The 18,893-nt window shown below is 72.7% G+C and carries 18 protein-coding genes and 3 tRNA genes; 3 read left to right on the top strand and 18 right to left on the bottom strand.

Annotated elements, in window-relative coordinates:
* Positions 1 to 55: 55 nt before the first annotated feature.
* From ACWGKU_RS28540 to ACWGKU_RS28505, 8 genes are all read right to left on the bottom strand, one after another.
* Entirely contained in the window at positions 56 to 970 is a 915-nt protein-coding gene (locus ACWGKU_RS28540; protein ID WP_452177432.1) for a hypothetical protein, read from the bottom strand.
* A gap of 89 nt (positions 971 to 1,059) precedes the next feature.
* The gene (locus ACWGKU_RS28535) at positions 1,060 to 1,938 is read right to left on the bottom strand and encodes a hypothetical protein (protein WP_452177431.1); all 879 of its coding nucleotides are present in this window, start codon (positions 1,936 to 1,938) and stop codon (positions 1,060 to 1,062) included.
* Positions 1,939 to 2,061: 123 nt separating this feature from the next.
* Entirely contained in the window at positions 2,062 to 2,841 is a 780-nt protein-coding gene (locus ACWGKU_RS28530) for a hypothetical protein (RefSeq protein ID WP_452177430.1), read from the bottom strand.
* A gap of 213 nt (positions 2,842 to 3,054) precedes the next feature.
* Positions 3,055 to 3,777 carry a 50S ribosomal protein L1 gene (gene rplA / locus ACWGKU_RS28525; RefSeq protein ID WP_196951777.1) on the bottom strand — a complete coding sequence of 241 codons (723 nt, stop codon included), beginning with the start codon at positions 3,775 to 3,777 and terminating at the stop codon, positions 3,055 to 3,057.
* Positions 3,778 to 3,880: 103 nt separating this feature from the next.
* Positions 3,881 to 4,315, bottom strand: a complete 435-nt coding sequence (rplK, locus tag ACWGKU_RS28520; protein WP_359897545.1) for a 50S ribosomal protein L11 — start codon at positions 4,313 to 4,315, stop codon at positions 3,881 to 3,883.
* A gap of 165 nt (positions 4,316 to 4,480) precedes the next feature.
* Positions 4,481 to 5,362 (bottom strand): transcription termination/antitermination protein NusG, encoded by an 882-nt coding sequence (nusG, locus tag ACWGKU_RS28515; protein WP_380357517.1) that lies wholly within the window; start codon positions 5,360 to 5,362, stop codon positions 4,481 to 4,483.
* A 209-nt stretch (positions 5,363 to 5,571) separates the two neighbouring features.
* Positions 5,572 to 5,895, bottom strand: a complete 324-nt coding sequence (gene secE / locus ACWGKU_RS28510) for a preprotein translocase subunit SecE (protein WP_359897547.1) — start codon at positions 5,893 to 5,895, stop codon at positions 5,572 to 5,574.
* Positions 5,896 to 6,042: 147 nt separating this feature from the next.
* Positions 6,043 to 6,115, bottom strand: a tRNA-Trp gene (locus tag ACWGKU_RS28505).
* Between the two features lie 285 nt (positions 6,116 to 6,400).
* Here ACWGKU_RS28505 and ACWGKU_RS28500 point away from each other — a divergent pair.
* Entirely contained in the window at positions 6,401 to 7,648 is a 1,248-nt protein-coding gene (locus ACWGKU_RS28500; protein WP_359897548.1) for a pyridoxal phosphate-dependent aminotransferase, read from the top strand.
* A gap of 126 nt (positions 7,649 to 7,774) precedes the next feature.
* Complete coding sequence (locus ACWGKU_RS28495) at positions 7,775 to 8,839, top strand: adenosine deaminase (protein WP_452177429.1); 1,065 nt, start codon at positions 7,775 to 7,777, stop codon at positions 8,837 to 8,839.
* 12 nt (positions 8,840 to 8,851) lie between these two features.
* On the opposite strand, the gene ACWGKU_RS28490 is transcribed toward ACWGKU_RS28495, so the two are convergent.
* The 8 genes from ACWGKU_RS28490 to ACWGKU_RS28455 form a co-directional block, all read right to left on the bottom strand.
* Complete coding sequence (locus ACWGKU_RS28490) at positions 8,852 to 9,934, bottom strand: UDP-N-acetylmuramate dehydrogenase (RefSeq protein ID WP_452177428.1); 1,083 nt, start codon at positions 9,932 to 9,934, stop codon at positions 8,852 to 8,854.
* Positions 9,935 to 10,002: 68 nt separating this feature from the next.
* Positions 10,003 to 11,433: an MFS transporter gene (locus ACWGKU_RS28485; RefSeq protein ID WP_452191617.1), complete on the bottom strand. Its 1,431-nt coding sequence runs from the start codon at positions 11,431 to 11,433 to the stop codon at positions 10,003 to 10,005.
* A 106-nt stretch (positions 11,434 to 11,539) separates the two neighbouring features.
* Positions 11,540 to 12,103 (bottom strand): TetR/AcrR family transcriptional regulator, encoded by a 564-nt coding sequence (locus tag ACWGKU_RS28480; RefSeq protein WP_401047089.1) that lies wholly within the window; start codon positions 12,101 to 12,103, stop codon positions 11,540 to 11,542.
* A 107-nt stretch (positions 12,104 to 12,210) separates the two neighbouring features.
* Positions 12,211 to 12,633, bottom strand: coding sequence for a MaoC family dehydratase (locus ACWGKU_RS28475; RefSeq protein WP_401047087.1), 423 nt, complete (start codon positions 12,631 to 12,633; stop codon positions 12,211 to 12,213).
* Between the two features lie 5 nt (positions 12,634 to 12,638).
* Complete coding sequence (locus ACWGKU_RS28470; RefSeq protein ID WP_359897553.1) at positions 12,639 to 13,097, bottom strand: MaoC family dehydratase N-terminal domain-containing protein; 459 nt, start codon at positions 13,095 to 13,097, stop codon at positions 12,639 to 12,641.
* A 116-nt stretch (positions 13,098 to 13,213) separates the two neighbouring features.
* Positions 13,214 to 13,378 (bottom strand): 50S ribosomal protein L33, encoded by a 165-nt coding sequence (rpmG, locus tag ACWGKU_RS28465; RefSeq protein ID WP_006604855.1) that lies wholly within the window; start codon positions 13,376 to 13,378, stop codon positions 13,214 to 13,216.
* Positions 13,379 to 13,461: 83 nt separating this feature from the next.
* Positions 13,462 to 13,534 (bottom strand) — tRNA-Met (locus tag ACWGKU_RS28460).
* Between the two features lie 42 nt (positions 13,535 to 13,576).
* Positions 13,577 to 13,649: transfer RNA gene (locus tag ACWGKU_RS28455), tRNA-Thr, on the bottom strand.
* A gap of 278 nt (positions 13,650 to 13,927) precedes the next feature.
* On the opposite strand from ACWGKU_RS28455, the gene ACWGKU_RS28450 reads away from it, so the two are divergent.
* Positions 13,928 to 15,196: a hydrolase gene (locus ACWGKU_RS28450; protein WP_452177427.1), complete on the top strand. Its 1,269-nt coding sequence runs from the start codon at positions 13,928 to 13,930 to the stop codon at positions 15,194 to 15,196.
* Between the two features lie 406 nt (positions 15,197 to 15,602).
* On the opposite strand, the gene ACWGKU_RS28445 is transcribed toward ACWGKU_RS28450, so the two are convergent.
* Together ACWGKU_RS28445 and ACWGKU_RS28440 are read right to left on the bottom strand one after the other, a co-directional pair.
* The gene (locus ACWGKU_RS28445) at positions 15,603 to 16,277 is read right to left on the bottom strand and encodes a response regulator (RefSeq protein ID WP_359897555.1); all 675 of its coding nucleotides are present in this window, start codon (positions 16,275 to 16,277) and stop codon (positions 15,603 to 15,605) included.
* Complete coding sequence (locus ACWGKU_RS28440; RefSeq protein ID WP_452177426.1) at positions 16,270 to 18,876, bottom strand: ATP-binding protein; 2,607 nt, start codon at positions 18,874 to 18,876, stop codon at positions 16,270 to 16,272. Before ACWGKU_RS28440 ends, ACWGKU_RS28445 begins: the two co-directional genes overlap by 8 nt.
* Positions 18,877 to 18,893 lie beyond the last annotated feature (17 nt).

The following is an 18,893-nucleotide window of genomic DNA, read 5'->3' as shown; positions in this document are numbered from 1 at the left end:
GGGGCCGGGGAGGCGGGGACCGACTTCCGGCGCCCCGCCTCCCCGGCCGCGCGGATCAGCTGCCGGCCGCGGCCTTCTGCAGGTCGGCGAGGTCGATGAAGTCCGCCGGGGTGGCGGCGATCACCGGGGTGCCGTAGTCCGAGTAGCTGACGGTGACGTTCAGCGCGCCGGCCTTGGTGTCGGCCACCTCGCTCCGCTTGACCACGAGCTTGTCGGCGTCGACCCAGACGTCGATCTGGTCGGTGGTGATCCCGGCCGTGTCCAGGTTCTGCTTGATCTTGTCGACCTGCGCCTGGGTCATGCCCTGGCTGGTGGCCTTGAGCACGTCGGCCGCGCTGAGCACACCGGAGTAGTGGGTGGTGGCCTTGCCGTTCACCGTCTCCTGGCCGACCTCGGTGACCTTGCCGCTGGCGATCAGCGTCCGGACGCCCTGCACCGGGTCCGCGCTCTGCAGCTGGTCGGTCGTGCCACCAGACGCCTTGGCCATGTCGGCCTTGCTGTAGCGCACCCACTTCGGGCTGCCGCTCTCCAGCAGCTGCCCGCCCAGGCCCATGTACATGGCGTCCTTGGCGTACAGGTAGTGCACCTTCGGCCCGCCGGTCAGCGGCTCCAGGAGCTTGGCCATCGGGGAGCCCGACAGGTCCATCGTGAGGTCGGCCTCCAGGCCGTCGGCCCAGGACACCGCCCCCTGGCCCTTCATGACGACCTCGCCGACCTGGATCACCTCGTCGACCTTGGCCGACTTGGCCGCGCCGGTCCTCTGGGTGACCTGCTCCAGGAAGACCGCCGGGCTGACCTTCTCCGGCTTCGCGGCGGTGGTCGGGGCGGCGGCCGACGGGGTGGCCGAGGTGGCGGCCGTGGTCGGCGCGGCCGGGGCGGCGCTCTTGTCGTCGTTGTTGTTGCACGCGGTCGCGGTCAGCGCCAGGGCGGCGAGGACGACGGCGACGGCGGTCTTGCGGGTTCCAGCCATGATTCCCCCCTTGAGGACCCCCGGGCGCGTCGTGCGCCCGGGGTGGTAGCCGGTTGTTGCGGGTGGGCCCGGTGTCCGGTCCGGCCGGATCAGCCGAGCAGCTTGAGCACGTCGGCCTCGTTGCCGAGGTCGCCGGCGGCCGGCGCCGCGATCGCGGCGGCCTTGCCGAGGTTGGAGTACTTGATCGTGACGGCCTGCTTCTCGCCGTTGGTGTCGCCGTACTCCTTGTACTGGACGAGCTCCTGGTTGCCGTTCAGCCAGAAGTCGATGGTGAGGGTCTTGCCGTCCTCCTCCAGCGTCTTCTGGACGGCCGTGCGCTGGCCCGCCGAGAGCGCCGTCATCCCGGCCACCAGCGCGGCGGTGTCCTGCTCCGCCCGCAGGTGGGTGGTCTGGACGCCGTCCACGGCCTCCTGGCCGACCTTGGAGAGCTTGCCGCTCTGGGCCGCGACGGTGAGCAGGACGACCGGGTTCGTCATCTGGCCGACCGCCCGGAAGCTGTCGCCCGTCGCGTCGGCGGGCATCTTGACCCAGTGCTTGCCGCCCAGGGCCGGCGCGACGTCGTCGCCGCCGCCGAGGTAGGCGTCCGTTCCGAGCACCCGGATCCGGAGCTTCTTGCCCTCGATGTCGCTGGCCAGGTCCACGGCCGCCTTGGCCGGGTCCTTCCAGTCCGCGTCGCCGGTGCCGGCGGGGTCGGTGGGATCGGCCGGGATCATGGTGACCTTGCCGTTGCCGGCCTTCTGCATCACCACGGCGGACGCGGCCAGCGCGGCCTTCGGGTCCGCGGCCAGGGCCGCCGCGAGCGGGTCGGCGCCCTTGGCGTCGGCGCTCTTGGCGTCACCGGGCTTGGCCTCACCGGTCTTGGTGCCGCCCTTGGCGTCGCCGCTCTTGGCGTCACTGCCGCAGGCGGTCGCGGCACCGAGCAGGACGGCCGCCGTCGCGACGGCCGAGGCGAGGCGCAGAGCGCGCATGGAGATACCCCCGTGAGATCCAGATCCCCATGGAAGAACCGATCGTCAGCTCTTCTCATGTTCTTTTCATGCGGACTCTAACGGATCGTCGATGTCCCCACGCACCGGATATCCGCCTCCCCGTCACCCGCCCGCGGCGGGCGTCGCGTCCGCCGCCCCGGGAGCCGAGACATCGGTCGTCGTCACCGTGGTTCCCGCGTCCCCCCGGACCGTCTCGCGCAGCCGCAGCAGCTGCATGCCGGGCCCGACCCAGATGTCGTAGCCGATCGCCGTCACCCCGTGCTGCCGGTACCAGTCCAATGTGGCGGCGCGCCGTTGCGGGCTCAACTCGTCGTCCTTGCCGAACAGTTCGGCCACCGGCGCGGAGCCCTGGTAGTGCGCCACGGTCACCCCGGCCAGCTGCTCGCCGCCGAGCGAGGTGAGCTTGACGCCCTGGGCGACCTCGTACGCCCGGCCGCCCGGGCTGGAGATCAGCGCCGTCGTCCAGCCGCCCGCGAAGCCCTCCGGGTCGGGGCCCGCCCCGGGGTCGACCGACTCGGCGGTGCTCCGCTCCGCGTGCCTGGCCGCGCCGTCCTGGTAGACGAGGTCGAGGGCGCCGTCCTTCACGGTCAGCCGGCCGCTGCCGCGTTCGTCGGTGACGGTCAGTCGGGCCTCGTCCGAGGCGCCCCAGACCAGGGAGCCGCTCGCGGTGCGCCGGCCGCCCGGGCCCTCCCGCACCACGTCGATCCGGGCGCTGCCGGCGTCGTCCAGCGCCTGCGCGGCGGTGAGCACCACCTGCTTGGGCGGCACCGGCGCGGGGCCCCCGGGGGTGCCGGTGGTCGGAGCGGCCAGCAGGCTGCACCCGGTGGTGGTGGCGAGCAGCAGGGCCGCTGCGAGAACGGTGGGGCGAGGGGCGGGCGGCACGGCACACTCCGGCGGTCACAGGTGCTCCATGTGGTCTGACCGGCAGAGCGTACGACGGTTCGGCCCGCCGTTCCCATCCGCCGGTGTCCCGGTCCGGCAGCCCGCCCGGCCCTCCGGCCCGCACCGGCCCCGCACCCGGGAACGACGGCGGGCCCGCACCCCCGGTGAAGGGGGTACGGGCCCGCCGTACGGACTGCTCTGGAGCGCTGAGGCTCAGACCGCGGCCGGGTCCTCCTCGACGAGGAGGTTGCGGGTGCGGTTCGGGTCCACCTGGATGCCGGGGCCCATGGTGGTCGAGATCGCGGTCTTCTTGATGTAGCGGCCCTTGGCGGCGGACGGCTTGGCGCGGAGCACCTCGTCCAGCGCGGCGGCGTAGTTCTCGACCAGCTGCTCGTCGGTGAAGGAGGCCTTACCGATGATGAAGTGCAGGTTCGAGTGCTTGTCGACGCGGAACTCGATCTTGCCGCCCTTGATCTCGTTGACCGCCTTGGCGACGTCCGGAGTCACGGTGCCGGTCTTCGGGTTCGGCATCAGGCCACGGGGGCCGAGCACGCGGCCGAGACGGCCGACCTTGCCCATGAGGTCCGGGGTGGCGACGACGGCGTCGAAGTCGAGGCGGCCCTTGGCGACCTCGTCGATGAGCTCGTCGGAACCGACGATGTCGGCACCCGCAGCACGCGCGGCCTCGGCACGCTCGCCGGTCGCGAAGACCAGGACCCGAGCGGTCTTACCGGTGCCGTGCGGGAGGATCACGGTGCTGCGGACCATCTGGTCGGCCTTGCGCGGGTCGACACCCAGACGCATGGCGACCTCGACGGTGCCGTCGAACTTGGTGGTGCTGGTCGCCTTGGCGAGGCGGACGGCCTCGAGGGGGGCGTAAAGGCGCTCGCGGTCGACCTGGGCGTCCGCGGCCTTCAGGGCCTTGCTGCGCTTCATAGCTGCTCCTGAATGGTGAATGGAGGTGTGGTGTCACGGGCCTGCGCGGGCCCTACCACAAGAACCGGCTGAATCAACTTTTCCCTGGCGGGAAGGGAGATTCTCAGCCCTCGACGGTGATGCCCATCGACCGGGCGGTGCCGGCGATGATCTTCTCCGCGGCGTCCAGGTCGTTGGCGTTCAGGTCGGGCATCTTGGTGGTGGCGATCTCACGGACCTGGGCGCTGGTGAGCTTGGCGACCTTGGTCTTGTGCGGCTCGCTGGAGCCCTTGTCCACACCGGCGGCCTTCAGGATGAGGCGCGCGGCCGGCGGCGTCTTCGTGATGAAGGTGAAGGAGCGGTCCTCGTAGACCGTGATCTCCACCGGCACGATCATGCCGCGCTGCGACTCGGTCGCAGCGTTGTAGGCCTTGCAGAACTCCATGATGTTGACGCCGTGCTGACCCAGCGCGGGGCCGACCGGCGGCGCCGGGTTGGCCGCACCGGCGTTGATCTGGAGCTTGATAAGCCCCGTGATCTTCTTCTTCTTGGGAGGCATGTCTCTCCGGGTCCTTCCGAGAGGTGATTGCTGGTGCGTGCGGAACCGGGGCGACACCCGGCCGCCAGCACACACATCGGACCAGGCTAACGCGTCGGCGCCGCTGGACCAAAACGGATTCGGGGCAGGGCCCTCGGCCCCGCCCCGAATCCGAAAACCGTGGGACTAGTTCTTCTGGATCTGGTCGAAGGAGAGCTCGACCGGGGTCTCCCGGCCGAAGATCTCGACCAGGCCCTTGACCTTCTTCGAGTCCGGGTTGATCTCGTTGATGGTCGCCTGGAGGGTCGCGAACGGACCGTCGGTGACGGTGACCGAGTCGCCGACCTCGAAGTCCAGCACCTGGATCTCGCTCGGCTTGATCGGCGACGGCTTGCCCGCCTCCTTGGCGGCCTGGCGCTCGACGTCGGGGGCGAGCATCTTGACGACCTCGTCCAGGGTCAGCGGGTACGGGTCGTAGGCGTTGCCGACGAAGCCGGTGACACCCGGGGTGTTGCGCACGACGCCCCAGGACTCCGGGGTGAGGTCCATGCGCACCAGGACGTAGCCGGGGAGCTTGTTCTGGCGGATGGTCTTGCGGTCGCCGTTCTTGATCTGGACGACCTCCTCCTGCGGCACCTCGGCCTGGAAGATGTACTCCTCGACGTTCAGCGAGACGGCGCGCTGCTCCAGGTTCTGCTTCACCCGGTTCTCGTAGCCGGCGTAGGTGTGGATCACGTACCACTCGCCCGGCATGAAGCGCAGGTCCTCGCGGAACTTGGCGACCGGGTCGACCTCGTCGGCCGGCTCCTCCTCGACGGTCTCCTCGGCGGCGAGCTCGGCGTCGAGCTCGGCCTCGCCCTCCACGTGCAGCGCGGCCTCCTCGGCGGGCTCGCCGGCCTCGGCCTCGTCGTACGCCTCGACCTCGTCCTCGTCGCTGTCCGCGGCGTCCACGATCTGCTCGGCGGACTCGACGTCGTCAGCCAGCTCGGTCGCGTCCGGCGCGGCGGCGACATCCGCATCCGCCTCGCGGACGGTCTCGTCGGCGTCGTACAGGGGGGACTCAGACACGGTGGCGGCTTCTTTCCTGGAGATGGTGAAGGTGGCGCGCTCCTCGACCGGTCCGGCGTACGGCCGCTCGCGCGGGCGCCAGGCGAGGTCTCGGAGACTTCAACAGTACCGAGTCCACGGTAACCGCGCGTACGTCCGGCACCGACAGCTCGACCCGGGCCGAGGATTCGGCCCGGGTCGGGAAGCTGTTCGAAAGGTGAGGCGGCCGGTCAGCCGAAGACCAGGAGGCTCAGCTTGGAGAAGCCGTAGTCCAGGCCGGCCACGAAGGCCATCACGACCACGACGAAGGTGACCACGACGGCGGTGTAGCTGGTGAGCTCGCCGCGGGTGGGCCAGACGACCTTGCGCAGCTCGGCGATGATCTGGCGGTAGAACAGACCCATCCTGGCGAACAGGCCCTTCTTGGCCCGCTTGCCGGACTTCTTCTGCTTGCCGGACTTGTTCTCGCCCTCGGCCGTGTTCTCGGCAACGCCATCGGCACCCTCGGGGTTGCCGCTCTCAGGCGTTGCGGTGGAGCCCGTGGTCTCCGTCACTCGTCCTCACCTGAATCCGGGTCCTGCCGAGCTTCGCCGCGCTCCCGGTGGGGCACGGCCAGTCGGCCAGCGGTGCTGATCGGTGCCATCTCCGCATCAAGCCCGCTCACTCCTGTGGAGCGAACGGGCTGAAAACGGATCTAGCAGCAGGGCAAGAGGGACTCGAACCCCCAACCGCCGGTTTTGGAGACCGGTGCTCTACCAATTGAGCTATTGCCCTACGGTGCCTCGCGGCTCCGGTGGCGACCAACCTACCGCATCTCCCCCCGCTGTCTGTACAGGCGGTGAAAGCTCCGGCTTTTTCTCGGCGGGCCGTCGAGCAGCGAGTGTACGTGGTCGAGGGGTGTTTGGTCGAACCTCTTCTTCCGGACCGGCCGGTCACCCGGCGGATGTCCGGTCCGGCGGGGCACCCGCCGACGGATCGCCGGGGCCGCGATTCGGACGGGAACGTACGGATGCCGATACCCCGATGCCCGGTAGGTCCGGGTTCTGCGACGATGCAGGCATGAGCGCTTCCACCCCTCAGCCCGACCAGTCCATCCGCCCCGCCGACCGCCGGGTCTCCGCCCGGATCGGTGCGATCGCCGAGTCCGCGACCCTCGCCGTGGACGCCAAGGCCAAGGCCCTCAAGGCCGCCGGCCGCCCGGTCATCGGCTTCGGCGCCGGTGAGCCCGACTTCCCCACCCCGGACTACATCGTCGAGGCGGCCGTCGAGGCCTGCCGCGACCCGAAGAACCACCGGTACACCCCGGCGGGTGGCCTGCCCGAGCTGAAGACCGCGATCGCCGCCAAGACGCTGCGCGACTCCGGCTACCAGGTGGACGCCTCCCAGGTGCTGGTCACCAACGGTGGCAAGCAGGCGATCTACGAGGCCTTCGCGGCGATCCTGGACCCGGGCGACGAGGTCATCATCCCGGCCCCGTACTGGACCACCTACCCGGAGTCGGTGCAGCTGGCCGGCGGTGTCCCGGTGGAGGTCGTCTCCGACGAGACCACCGGCTACAAGGTCTCGGTCGAGCAGCTGGAGGCCGCGCGCACCGAGAACACCAAGGTCGTGCTGTTCGTCTCGCCGTCCAACCCGACCGGCGCGGTGTACACCGAGGCCGAGGCCGAGGCGATCGGCCGCTGGGCGCTGGAGCACGGCCTGTGGGTGCTCACCGACGAGATCTACGAGCACCTGGTGTACGGCGACGCCACCTTCACCTCGCTGCCGGCCCTACTGCCCGAGCTGGCCGACAAGTGCGTCGTGGTCAACGGTGTCGCCAAGACCTACGCGATGACCGGCTGGCGGGTGGGCTGGGTGATCGGCCCCAAGGACGTCATCAAGGCCGCGACCAACCTCCAGTCGCACGCCACCTCGAACGTCTCCAACGTCGCCCAGCGCGCCGCCCTGGCCGCCGTGGCCGGCGACCTGGACGCGGTCTCCGAGATGCGCGAGGCCTTCGACCGCCGCCGCAAGACCATCGTGCGGATGCTCAACGAGATCGACGGCGTGTTCTGCCCCGAGCCCGAGGGCGCCTTCTACGCCTACCCGTCGGTGAAGGGCCTGCTGGGCAAGGAGATCCGCGGCAAGCGCCCGCAGACCTCCGGCGAGCTGGCCACCCTGATCCTGGACGAGGCCGAGGTCGCGGTCGTCCCGGGCGAGGCCTTCGGCACCCCCGGCTACCTGCGGCTCTCCTACGCGCTCGGCGACGCCGACCTGGTCGAGGGCGTCAGCCGGGTGCAGAAGCTGCTCGGCGAGGCCCGCGACTGACGCGGTTCGAGCACTGACGTCAATCCGACATACGGGATTCACCCGGCACGCCGCCTCCTTTCACCCCTTCGGGGGATGGAAAGGAGGCGGTTCCCGTTCGGGGGCCGCATACGGCAGTATCGGTGAATGGAACGCCTGTTGAACCCGCGAGACGTCAGGGGCCTCCCGAAGGCCCACCTGCACCTGCACTTCACCGGCTCGATGCGGCCCGCCACCCTCCTGGAGCTGGCCGACAAGCACGGCGTCCGGCTGCCGGAGGCGCTCAGCTCCGGCGAGCCGCCCCGACTGCGGGCCACCGACGAGCGGGGCTGGTTCCGCTTCCAGCGGCTGTACGACACCGCCCGCTCGGTGCTGCGGGACGAGGAGGACATCCGCCGGCTGGTCCTGGAGACCGCCGAGGACGAGCGGCGGGACGGCTCCCGCTGGCTGGAGATCCAGGTCGACCCGACCTCGTACGCGCCCCGGCTGGGCGGGCTGATCCCCGCGCTGGAGCTGATCCTGGACGCCGTGGAGCACGCCGCCGCGGCGACCGGCGTGGGCATCCGGGTCCTGGTCGCGGCCAACCGGATGAAGTCCCCGATGGACGCCCGGACGCTGGCCCGGCTGGCCGTCCGCTACGCCGACCACGGGGTGGTCGGCTTCGGCCTCTCCAACGACGAGCGCCGGGGCCTGGCCCGGGACTTCGACCGGGCCTTCGCGATCGCCCGCAACGGCGGGCTGCTGGCGGCCCCGCACGGCGGCGAGCTCTCCGGCCCGGAGTCCGTCCGGGACTGCCTGGACGACCTGGGCGCCGGCCGGATCGGCCACGGCGTGCGCGCCGCCGAGGACCCGAGGCTGATGGAGCGGCTGGCGGACCGGCAGGTCACCTGCGAGGTCTGCCCGTCCTCCAACGTCTCGCTCGGCGTCTACGAGCACCCCGAGGACGTCCCGCTGCGCCGGCTCTTCGACGCCGGGGTGCCGCTCGCGCTGGGCGCGGACGACCCGCTGCTGTTCGGCAGCCGGCTGGCCGCCCAGTACGAGCTGGTCCGGGACGTGCTGGGCTTCTCCGACGCCGAACTCGCCGAGCTGGCGCGGCAGTCGGTGCGCGGTTCGGTCGCGCCGGAGGCCGTCCGCAAGGAACTGCTGGCGGACATCGACGCCTGGCTGGTGGGCGGCCGAGCCTCCGCGGAGCCGGCCGCCGTACCCGCCTGACGAGGCGCTGCCTCAGAGCTTGACGCCCACCATCACCGGCTCGTTCACCAGTTCCACCCCGAAGGCCTCGCGGACCCCGTCCCGGATCTCCCGGGCCAGCGCCAGCAGGTCCTCGGCGGTGGCCGAGCCGCGGTTGGTGAGCGCCAGGGTGTGCTTGGTGGAGAGCGTCGCCGGGCCGCTGCCGTAGCCCTTGCCGAAGCCGGACCGGTCGATCAGCCAGGCCGCCGAGGTCTTGGTGCGGCCCTCCGGGGCCGGGTAGGCGGGGGCGTCCTCGGCACCCGGGCGGGTGCGGAACGAGTCGTACTGCGCGGCCGTGAGCACCGGGTTGGTGAAGAAGGAGCCGGCCGACCAGGTGTCGTGGTCCGCCGGGTCCAGCACCATGCCCTTGCCGGCGCGCAGCAGCAGCACCGCGTTCCAGGCGGTGCCGACCGCCACCCGCTCGCCCTGCTCGACGCCCAGGTGCCGGGCGGTCTCGGCGTAGCGGACGGGGGTGGAGAGGCCGCCGTTGTCCTCCAGGCGGAACCGCACCCGCAGCACCACGTAGCGCTCCGGCTCGGCCTTGAAGCGGCTGTGCCGGTAGGAGAACGCGCACTCGGCGTTCGAGAGCACGACCACCTCGTCGGCGGCACGGTCGTACGCGACCACCTCGGTGACCGACTGCGCGACCTCCTGGCCGTAGGCGCCCACGTTCTGCACCGGGGTGGCACCCGCCGAACCGGGGATGCCGGCCAGGAACTCGATGCCCGCCAGCTCGTGGTCCACGACGGTCCGGCGGACCACCTCGGACCAGGTCTCGCCGGCCGCGACCTCCAGCGCGGTGCCGTCCAGGGCGAAGCCCTCGGTGGCGATCCGCAGCACGGTGCCGGGGAAGCCGGCGTCGCCGATCACCAGGTTGGAGCCGCCGCCGAGGACCAGCAGCGGCTCGCCGGCCGCGTCGGCCTCGCGGACGGCGGCGATCACCTCGTCATCGGTGTGGGCGGTCACCAGGCGGCGGGCCGGGCCACCGAGCCGGAGCGTGGTCAGCGGGGCGAGGGGGGCGTCGTTTTCTACCAGCACGCCCACCAGCGTACGGGTGGCGGGGGTGCCTCCCGGCACGCCCGCCGCCCGTACTCCCGCCGCCCGTACGCCGCTCGCCCGTACGCCGGTCGCCCGGGGCCGGCGCCTCAGACCCCCGCGGGCACGGCCGGCTTCCCGGCCCGCTCCTCCCGCACCCCCGCGGCCGCCGCCGCGCGCCGCCGGGGGATGAACACCGCGGCGAGCGCGCCGAGCCCGACGGCGGCCCCGCCGACGTACAGCGCGGGCACCAGCCCGTCCGTGAAGGCCTGCGTCGACTGGTAGCCGCCCCGCGCCGAGAACACCGCGGCGAGCACGGCGACCCCGAGCGCCCCGCCGACCTCGCGCAGCGCGTTGTTGGCGCCGGAGGCGATCCCCTGCTCCTGCGGCCGGACGCTGGCCATCACCAGCTGGGCGGTCGGGCCGAAGTACAGCGACATGCCGATCCCGCAGATCACGATGGCCGGGATCTGGGCGGGGTAGTCGAGGCCGGTGCTCCCGTCCGCGACCAGGCCGAACAGCACCAGGCCCACGGCCTGCAAGGCCAGCCCGGCGACCACGATCGGGCGGCCGCCGATCCGGTCGGAGACGATGCCCGCGACCGGGGAGACCAGCAGCGGCATCGCCGTCCACGGCAGCATCCGGATGCCCGACTCCTGCGGGCTGAAGCCGCCGACACCCTGGAGGTACTGGCTGATCAGGAAGATCGAGCCGAACATCCCCAGGTACATCAGCAGGCTGGCCGCGTTGACGGCGGAGAAGGCCCGGCTGCGGAACAGCCGCATCGGCAGCATCGGATGGGCGGCCACCCGCTGCTCGTACCAGACGAAGGCGGTCAGCAGCAGGACGCCGGCGACCAGGGCGCCGAGGACCAGCGGGCTGGTCCAGCCGTCCGGGTTGCCGCGGATCAGGCCGAGGACGACCCCGAACATCCCCAGGCTGACCAGCAGGGTCCCGGGCACGTCCAGGGCCCGGCCCGCGCCCCGGCTCTCGCCGAGCCGCAGGTAGGCCAGCGGCAGCAGGACGAGGCCGACCGGGACGTTCACCCAGAAGATCCACTGCCAGGAGAAGTGCTCGGTCAGCGAGCCGCCGATCAGCGGCCCGGCGGCGACGGCGAGGCCGCTGACGCCCGACCAGATGCCGAAGGCCATCCCCCGCCTGGCCGCGGGCACGGCGGTGGTGAGCAGGGTCAGGGTGAGCGGCATCATCACCGCGGCCCCGACGCCCTGGACGGCCCGGGCGGCGATCAGGTCGCCGATGCCCGGGGACATCGCCGCCGCGGCGGAGCCTGCGGTGAAGACCGTCAGGCCGACCAGGAAGATCCGTCGGCGGCCGAAGCGGTCGCCGAGCGCGGCGCCGAACATCAGCAGCACGGCGAAGCTCAGGGTGTAGGCGCTGACCGTCCATTCGAGGTCGGACAGCCCGCCGCCGAGTTCCTCGCGGATCGACGGCAGTGCGGTGGTGACCACCAGGTTGTCCAGGGCGGCCATGAAGCCGGCCGCGCTGACGATCACCAGCGTCCAGATCGCGGTTCTGCCCATGGTCGGTTTCTCCGTCATGACGTCCCCCAGTTTCCTCTAGGTAGTTATTGCTCAATAACTTTCGTGGGCCGAAAAAAGGCCGCACGGACACCGCCGCGCGGCCCGGCTACTCGGGCTCCTCGCACCCGTCGAAGCCGCTCCACATCCGGTGGTCCGGCGGATAGCCCAGCGCCACCATGGTGTTGATCAGCATCCCGTACGCGAAGAACTGCGTGGCGTCCCTCATGCCCCCGCCGATCCGGATCCTGACCCGGTCGAACAGGCTCTCCCACAGCCGCCGGGCGGTCTCCCCGACCTCCTCCTCGCCGGCCGCCCGGGCCGCGAAGACCGAGACGTAGAGCTGCATCTGCATCATGAGCTGGTCACGGTCCTCGACCAGGCTCATGTACGCGGCGGACATCGCGTCGGCGGCCTCCTCGCCGGACAGCCCGGCCGAGGCCTCGTCGAACACCCGCCAGGTCTCCTCGACGCAGCGCTCGGCAGCCGCGGCGAAGATCGCCTGCTTGCCCGGGAACAGCCGGAACAGGTACGGCTGCGAGACGCCCACCCGGCGGGCGATCGCCTCGGTGGAGGTGCCGTGGTACCCACCCCGGGCGAACTCGATCAGGGCGGCCCGGACGACGCTCTCGCGCCGCTCCTCCGCGCTCATCCGGATGCTCGACTTCGCCATGAGTTCCAAGTTAGTGGCCAATCACTATCAAGGCAAGGCCCGCGACCGCGGCCGGAGATCCCGTGAGTACGGGGCTCCGGCCGCGACCGCCGTCGCGAGGGGGCGGCTCAGCCGAGCCGGACCACGGCCCGGGACATCCCGAGCACCTTCTGACCGCCCGCGGTGGCCAGCAGGTCGACCTGCACCCTGCGGTCGTCCAGCTTCTTGGCGACCTTGGCCGAGACCTCGACCACCGCGCCGACCCCGTCGTTCGGCACCGGCACCGGGCGGGTGAAGCGCACGCCGTACTCGACCACCGCGGCCGGGTCGCCGACCCAGTCGGTGACCACCCGGATCGCCTCGGCCATGGTGAACATGCCGTGCGCGATGACGTCCGGCAGGCCGACCTCCAGGGCGAACCTCTCGTTCCAGTGGATCGGGTTGAAATCGCCCGAGGCGCCCGCGTACCGCACCAGCGTGTCGCGGGTCACCGGGAAGGACTGCGCCGGCAGCTCGGTGCCGACCTCGACCTCGTCGTAGCCGATCGCCATCGCGCTCACTCCCCCGCCTCGTCGGCGGCCCGGGCCACCAGGGTCATGACCGACGTCACAACGTGCTCGCCGGTCGCGTCCGTCACCTCGCCGCGCACGGTGAGCACGTCGTTGCCCGCCAGCGACTTGATGTTGTCGATGGTCACCGCGACCGACAGCCGGTCACCGGCCCGCACCGGGCGGGTGTAGGCGAACTTCTGGTCGCCGTGCACCACCCGGCTGAAGTCCAGGCCCAGCTCCGGGTCCTCGACCACCTGGCCGGCCGCGCGGTAGGTGATCACGAACGGGAAGGTCGGCGGGGCGATCACGTCGGGGTGGCCCAGCGCCTTCGCCGCCTCCGGGTCGGTGTACGCCGGGTTGGCGTCGCCGACCGCGGTCGCGAACTCGCGGATCTTCTCCCGGCCGACCTCGTACGGCTCGGTGGGCGGGTAACTACGCCCGATGAAGGAGGGGTCGAGCGCCATGGCAGCTCCTCGGAACGCGGGTGGATACGAAAAAACTCCGGGCCGCACCCCCTGTGAGGGATGCGGCCCGGAGTAGAAGACCTGATTTCACACAGGCCCGTCGCCCTACTTCAGGGTCAGCGGGTCTCGCGGTGCGCGGTGTGCGAGTTGCAGCGGGGGCAGTGCTTCTTCATCTCAAGACGGTCCGGGTCATTACGCCGGTTCTTCTTGGTGATGTAGTTCCGCTCCTTGCACTCCACGCAGGCCAGCGTGATCTTCGGGCGGACGTCGGTGGCAGCCACGGGAGTGCCTTCCTTGGACAACGAATAAGAACACAACAAGAGTAGCCGACCGGGAGTGCGATCTCCCGACCGACTACGCGGGGTAGCGGTGACCGGACTTGAACCGGTGACACAGCGATTATGAGCCGCTTGCTCTACCAACTGAGCTACACCGCCACAGTGATCCACAGCACAGCCGAGGCTGACTGCTTCTCACCGAGCCCCCATGCGGAATCGAACCGCAGACCTTCTCCTTACCATGGAGACGCTCTACCGACTGAGCTATAGGGGCGAACGAGGAAGAGATTACACGTTTCGCGCCCGGAGGTGAAATCCGTATCCCGCGGCGAAGACCGCAGGTGGGTGAGGGGTACGGGCGGACGATCCAAGGCCGGGCGTTCGATCGGGCCGCGAGCGCCGCGGCCCGACCCGATACGACTATTGCCCGCCTCCCGGCGCCCCGCCCCCCGGGCCCATAGGCTCGACGCTCATTGATCGGGAGGACCGCCCGGCGGTACGGGCCAGCGGCCCGGGGCCGACCGCACGGGCCGACGCGAGAAGGAGCCGGCGATGGACAGCGCAGCCGCCGACGGGCCGCACTCCGGACCCGGCCCGGCGGCCAACCCGCTCGGGCACGGCCCGGTCCTGCTCCTCACCGGCGCCCGGCTGGCCGACGGGCGGGTGGTGGACGTCCGGATCAGCGGCGACCGGATCCAGGCGGTCGGCACCGTCGGCAGCCTCGGCCCACTGCCCGCCCTGCCCGGCGCGCCCACCGTCACCACCGGCGCCCGGATCGACCTGCGCGGCTACCTGCTGCTCCCGGCCCCCGCCGAGGCGCACGCCCACTACGACACCGCGTTCTCCGCCGCGCTGGCCGCCCCGCCGCCGGACACCCCGGCCGACCTCACCCGTCGGGTCACCGAGGCCGCGCTGACCTCGCTCGGCTACGGCGCCACCGCCCAGCGCACCCACGTCCGGATCGGCGACGTGCACGGACTGCGCCGGCTGGAGGCGGTGCTCACCGCCCGGCAGGCGCTGCGCGGGCTGGCCGAGCTCCAGGCGGTGGCGATGCCCCGGCTGCTCACCGGGCGGGCCGGCGCGGACGGCCGGGCGCAGCTGCGCGAGGCGCTCAAGCTGGGCGCCACCGCGGCCGGCGGCTGCCCGGACCTGGATCCGGACCCGGCCGGGTACGTGCAGCTGCTGCTGGAGGCCGCCCGGGAGGCGGACTGTCCGGTGGACCTGCACACCGGCGCCGCCGACGCCGCCCAACTCGCCCGGATGGCGGGCGCGTTGGCGCCGCTACGGCCGCGGGTGACGCTCGGCCCGTGCGGGGCGCTGGCCCGGGGCGGGTCGACGGTGCTGGCGACCAGCGGGATCCGGGTCGTCTGCCTGCCGCAGAACGGCGGCTGCACCGGAATGGAAGGCCGGACGACGGGCCTGCGGCCGGGCCTGGTAAGGGAGTTGGCCGCCGCCAGGGTGCCGCTGGCGGCGGGCAGCGGGGCGCTGCGCGACCCGTCCAACCCGGTCGGCCGGGCGGATCCGCTGGAGTCGGCGTACCTGCTGTCGGCCGGTGGGGAGCTGGACCCGGCGGCGGCGTACGACGCGGTGGCGAACCAGGCCCGGGCGGCGCTCGGGCTGGCCCCGGTCCGGGTGGACGCCGGGTTCCCGGCGGAGCTGCTGGCGGTGCGCGGGGACAGCCTGGCCGGGGCGCTCGCGGGCGGGCACAGCCGGCTGGTGGTGCACAGCGGCCGGGTGGTCAGCCGGACCAGCGCGGTCCGGGAGTTCGCGGACACGGTGGCGCTGGCGCTGCCCCGGCAGTCCGGGGCCGCGGACGGCTGATCCGGGGGACGGACCCGGCCCCGACGACAGATGGGGGCGGGCGGGGGGGTGGGGCCGCCCCGCCCCCCCCACGGGGGCCGGCCGGGTCGGGCGGCGGGGGCGGCGCCGGGCCCCCCCCCCCCGGCGCGGGGCCCCTCCGCCCGGCGCGGGCCCCGCCCCCCCCCCCCGCGGCCGGGGGGGGCCGCGCGCCGCCCCCCCCCCGCCCCTCCCCCACCTGCTGGCCGTCCTGGGACGGCTGCCGGAGCGGACCCGGGCCTCCCCCACACGGAGCCGGGCCGCTCGTTCGACACCGACACTACGCCCGCGGAACACCGCCCCCGGGCGGTCTTGACGCCCTCCTGTCGTCCACCGGAGCGCTCTTGACGGCTCGTTGACGAGGGCGCGCCGACGCTCGCCCGCCGGTCCGTCACGGCACGTACCGGTACCCGATCCCCGGCTCGGTGATCAGGTGCCGCGGCCGGGCCGGATCGCGCTCCAGCTTGCGGCGCAGCCCGGCGAAGTAGACCCGCAGGTAGTTGCCGCGCCCCTCCTGGGCCGGGCCCCACACCTCGCGCAGAATCTGCCGCCCGGGCACCAGCCGCCCGGGGTTGGCGAGCAGCAGGGCGAGGATGCGCCACTCGGTCGGGGTGAGCCGGACCGGACCGTTCGGGCCGTTCACCGCGGTGGCCGCGAGGTCCACGGTGTGGTCGCCGATCACCGGCCGGCCCGACGGCACGCCGCCCGGCGGCCGGCGCAGCACGGCGCGCAGCCGGGCCAGCAGTTCCTCCATCAGGAAGGGCTTGGTGAGGTAGTCGTCGGCGCCCGCGTCCAGGGCGCCCACCTTGTCGGCGGCGTCCGTCCGGCCGGAGAGCACGATGATCGGCATCGCGCTGCGGGTGCGCAGGCCGCGCAGCACGTCCATCCCGTCGAGGTCGGGCAGGCCGAGGTCGAGCAGGACGGCGTCCGGGGCGCTGTGCGCGGCACGGTCGAGCGCCTCGCCGCCGCTGGCGGCTGTGCGGACGGCGTACTGCCGGGCGCTGAGGTTGATCCGCAGGGTGCGCAGGAGGGCCGGCTCGTCGTCGACGACCAGGATCTCACTCATGTCGCGATTCCTCCCCGGGGTGTCCGGGCTCGGTGGCGGCGGGGTCTGAGGTGGCGGGGGCTGTGGCGGCGGGCCCGGTGGTGGCGGCGGGCAGAGTGAGCAGCATGGTGGTGCCTCCACCCGGGGTGTCCTCGACCTCCAGGCTGCCGCCCATCGCCTCGGCGAGGCCCCGGGAGAGGGCGAGGCCGAGGCCGACGCCGGTGGTGTTGTCGGTGTCGCCGAGGCGCTGGAAGGGCAGGAAGACCCGGTCGCGGTCCTCGGGGGCGATGCCGGGGCCGCGGTCGATCACCCGGATCTCGACCTGGTCGGCGTGGTGGCTGGCGGTGACCAGGACGGGCGCGCCGGGGGCGTTGTACCGCAGCGCGTTGGTGATCACGTTGGCGAGCACCCGCTCCAGCAGCGGCGGGTCGGCGAGCACCGGCGGCGTGGTCTCCAGGTCGAGCGGCTGGACCGGTGCGTACGGGTCGGGGAGGCTGTCCAGCGCCCGGGGCAGGATCTCGTCCAGGTGGGTCTCGGTGAGGTGCAGGGTGAGCGCGCCGGCCTGGAGGCGGCTCATGTCGAGCAGATTGTCGACCAGCCGGGTGAGCTTGACCAGCGACTCGTCGGCGGTGGCGAGGAGTTCGGACTGGTCCTCGGGCGAGAACTCGACGTCGGGGCTGCGCAGCGAGCCGACCGAGGCGCGGGCGGCGGCCAGCGGGGTGCGCAGGTCGTGGCTGACGGCGGCGAGCAGGGCGGTGCGCATCCGGTCGGCGGCCTTGATCGGCTCGACCTCGGCGGCGACGACGGCAAGCCGGTCGCGCTCCAGCGCGGCGGCGACGTGGGCGGCGAAGGCGGTCAGCACCCGCTGGTCGGCGGCGGGCAGCCGGCGGCCGGTGAGCACCAGGACGGCGTCCGGGCCGACCGGGACCTCGGTGGTCTCGTGCGGCCCGTCGCCGTCGCCCCGGTGGTCCCCCGCGCAGTGCGCGAGCGCCTCGCCGTCGACCCGCGAGAGCAGGGCGACGGCCCGCATGCCGAAGGCCGTCCGGGACTTCTCCAGCAGGGCGGGCAGCGCGTCGGCGCCGCGCAGCACGCTGCCCGCCAGGGTGGAGAGGGTCTCGGCCTCGGCGGTGGCGCGGGCGGCCCGGCTGGTGAGCCGGCCGGCGTGGTCGACCACGGTGGAGACGGTGAGCGCGATGGCGGCGAAGACCACCAGGGCGACGATGTTGTTGGTCTCGCCGATGGTCAGACTGTGGATCGGCGGGATGAAGTAGTAGTTCAGCAGCACCGAGGCGACGACCGAGGCCAGCAGGGCCGACACGGCTCCGCCGAGCAGGGCGACGATGACCACGCCGAGCTGGAAGATCAGCGCGTCGGTGGTCAGGTTGATGCTGTGGTGCGCCTGGGAGAGCAGGGCGGTGAGCAGCCAGGGCACCGCCAGTCCGGCCAGGTAGCCGGCGAAGGTGCGGCGCCGGGAGTGGCGGCGGCCGAGCGAGGGCAGCCGGCCGCGGCCGGTGAACTCGTGGGTGACCATGTGGACGTCGATGTCCTCGGAGGCGTCCACGGTGGTCTGCCCGGTGCCGGGACCGGTGAGGAAGCGGTTGATCCGGCCGCGGCGGCTGGTGCCGAGCACCAGCTGGGTGGCGTGGTGGGCGCGGGCGAAGGTGAGCAGCGCGGTGGGGACGTCGTCGCCGACCACCACGTGGTAGCTGCCGCCGAGGGCCTCCGCCAGCTGCCGCTGCTGGGCGAGCGCGCCGGAGGAGGCGCCGGCCAGGCCGTCGCTGCGGGAGACGTGGACGGCCAGCAGCTCGCCGCCGGCCGTGCGGTCGGCGATCCGGGCGGCGCGGCGGATCAGGGTCTCGCCCTCGGGGCCGCCGGTGAGGGCGACCACGACCCGTTCGCGGGTCTCCCAGACCCGGTCGATGTTGTGGCTGGCCCGGTAGTCGCGCAGGCCCTCGTCCACCCGCCCGGCCACCCAGAGCAGGGCGAGTTCGCGCAGGGCGGTGAGGTTGCCGACCCGGAAGTAGTTCGAGAGCGCGGCGTCCACCTTCTCCGCCCGGTAGACGTTGCCGTGGGCCATCCGGCGGCGCAGCGCCTGCGGGGCCATGTCGACGAGTTCGATCTGGTCGGCCCGGCGGACCACCTCGTCCGGGACGGTCTCGCGCTGCGGGATGCCGGTGATCTTCCGGACGACGTCGTTCAGCGATTCCAGGTGCTGGATGTTGACGGTGGTGATGACGTCGATCCCGGCGGCCAGGATCTCCTCGACGTCCTGCCACCGCTTGGCGTGCCGGCCGCCGGGGACGTTGGTGTGCGCCAGCTCGTCCACCAGCACGACGGACGGGCGGCGGGCGAGCACGCCGTCGAGGTCCATCTCGTCGAACCCGGCGTCCCGGTAGGCGCGCCGGACCCGCGGCAGGACCTCCAGGCCGGCCAGCATGGCCTCGGTGTGGCGTCTGCCGTGGCACTCGATGTACCCGACCACGACGTCGGCCCCGCGCTGCTGTCTGCGCCGGGCCTCGTCCAGCATCCGATAGGTCTTGCCGACCCCCGGCGCGGAGCCGAGGTACACCCTCAGGCGGCCGCCGCGGTTGCCGGTGCCGGGGGTGAGGTCGCGGGCCATGGGCACTGCTCTTTCCC

The sequence above is a fragment of the Kitasatospora sp. NPDC054768 genome (assembly GCF_053612025.1).
Note: the sequence above shows the minus strand (reverse complement) of the source record. Positions and strands in the feature narration are given on the sequence as shown.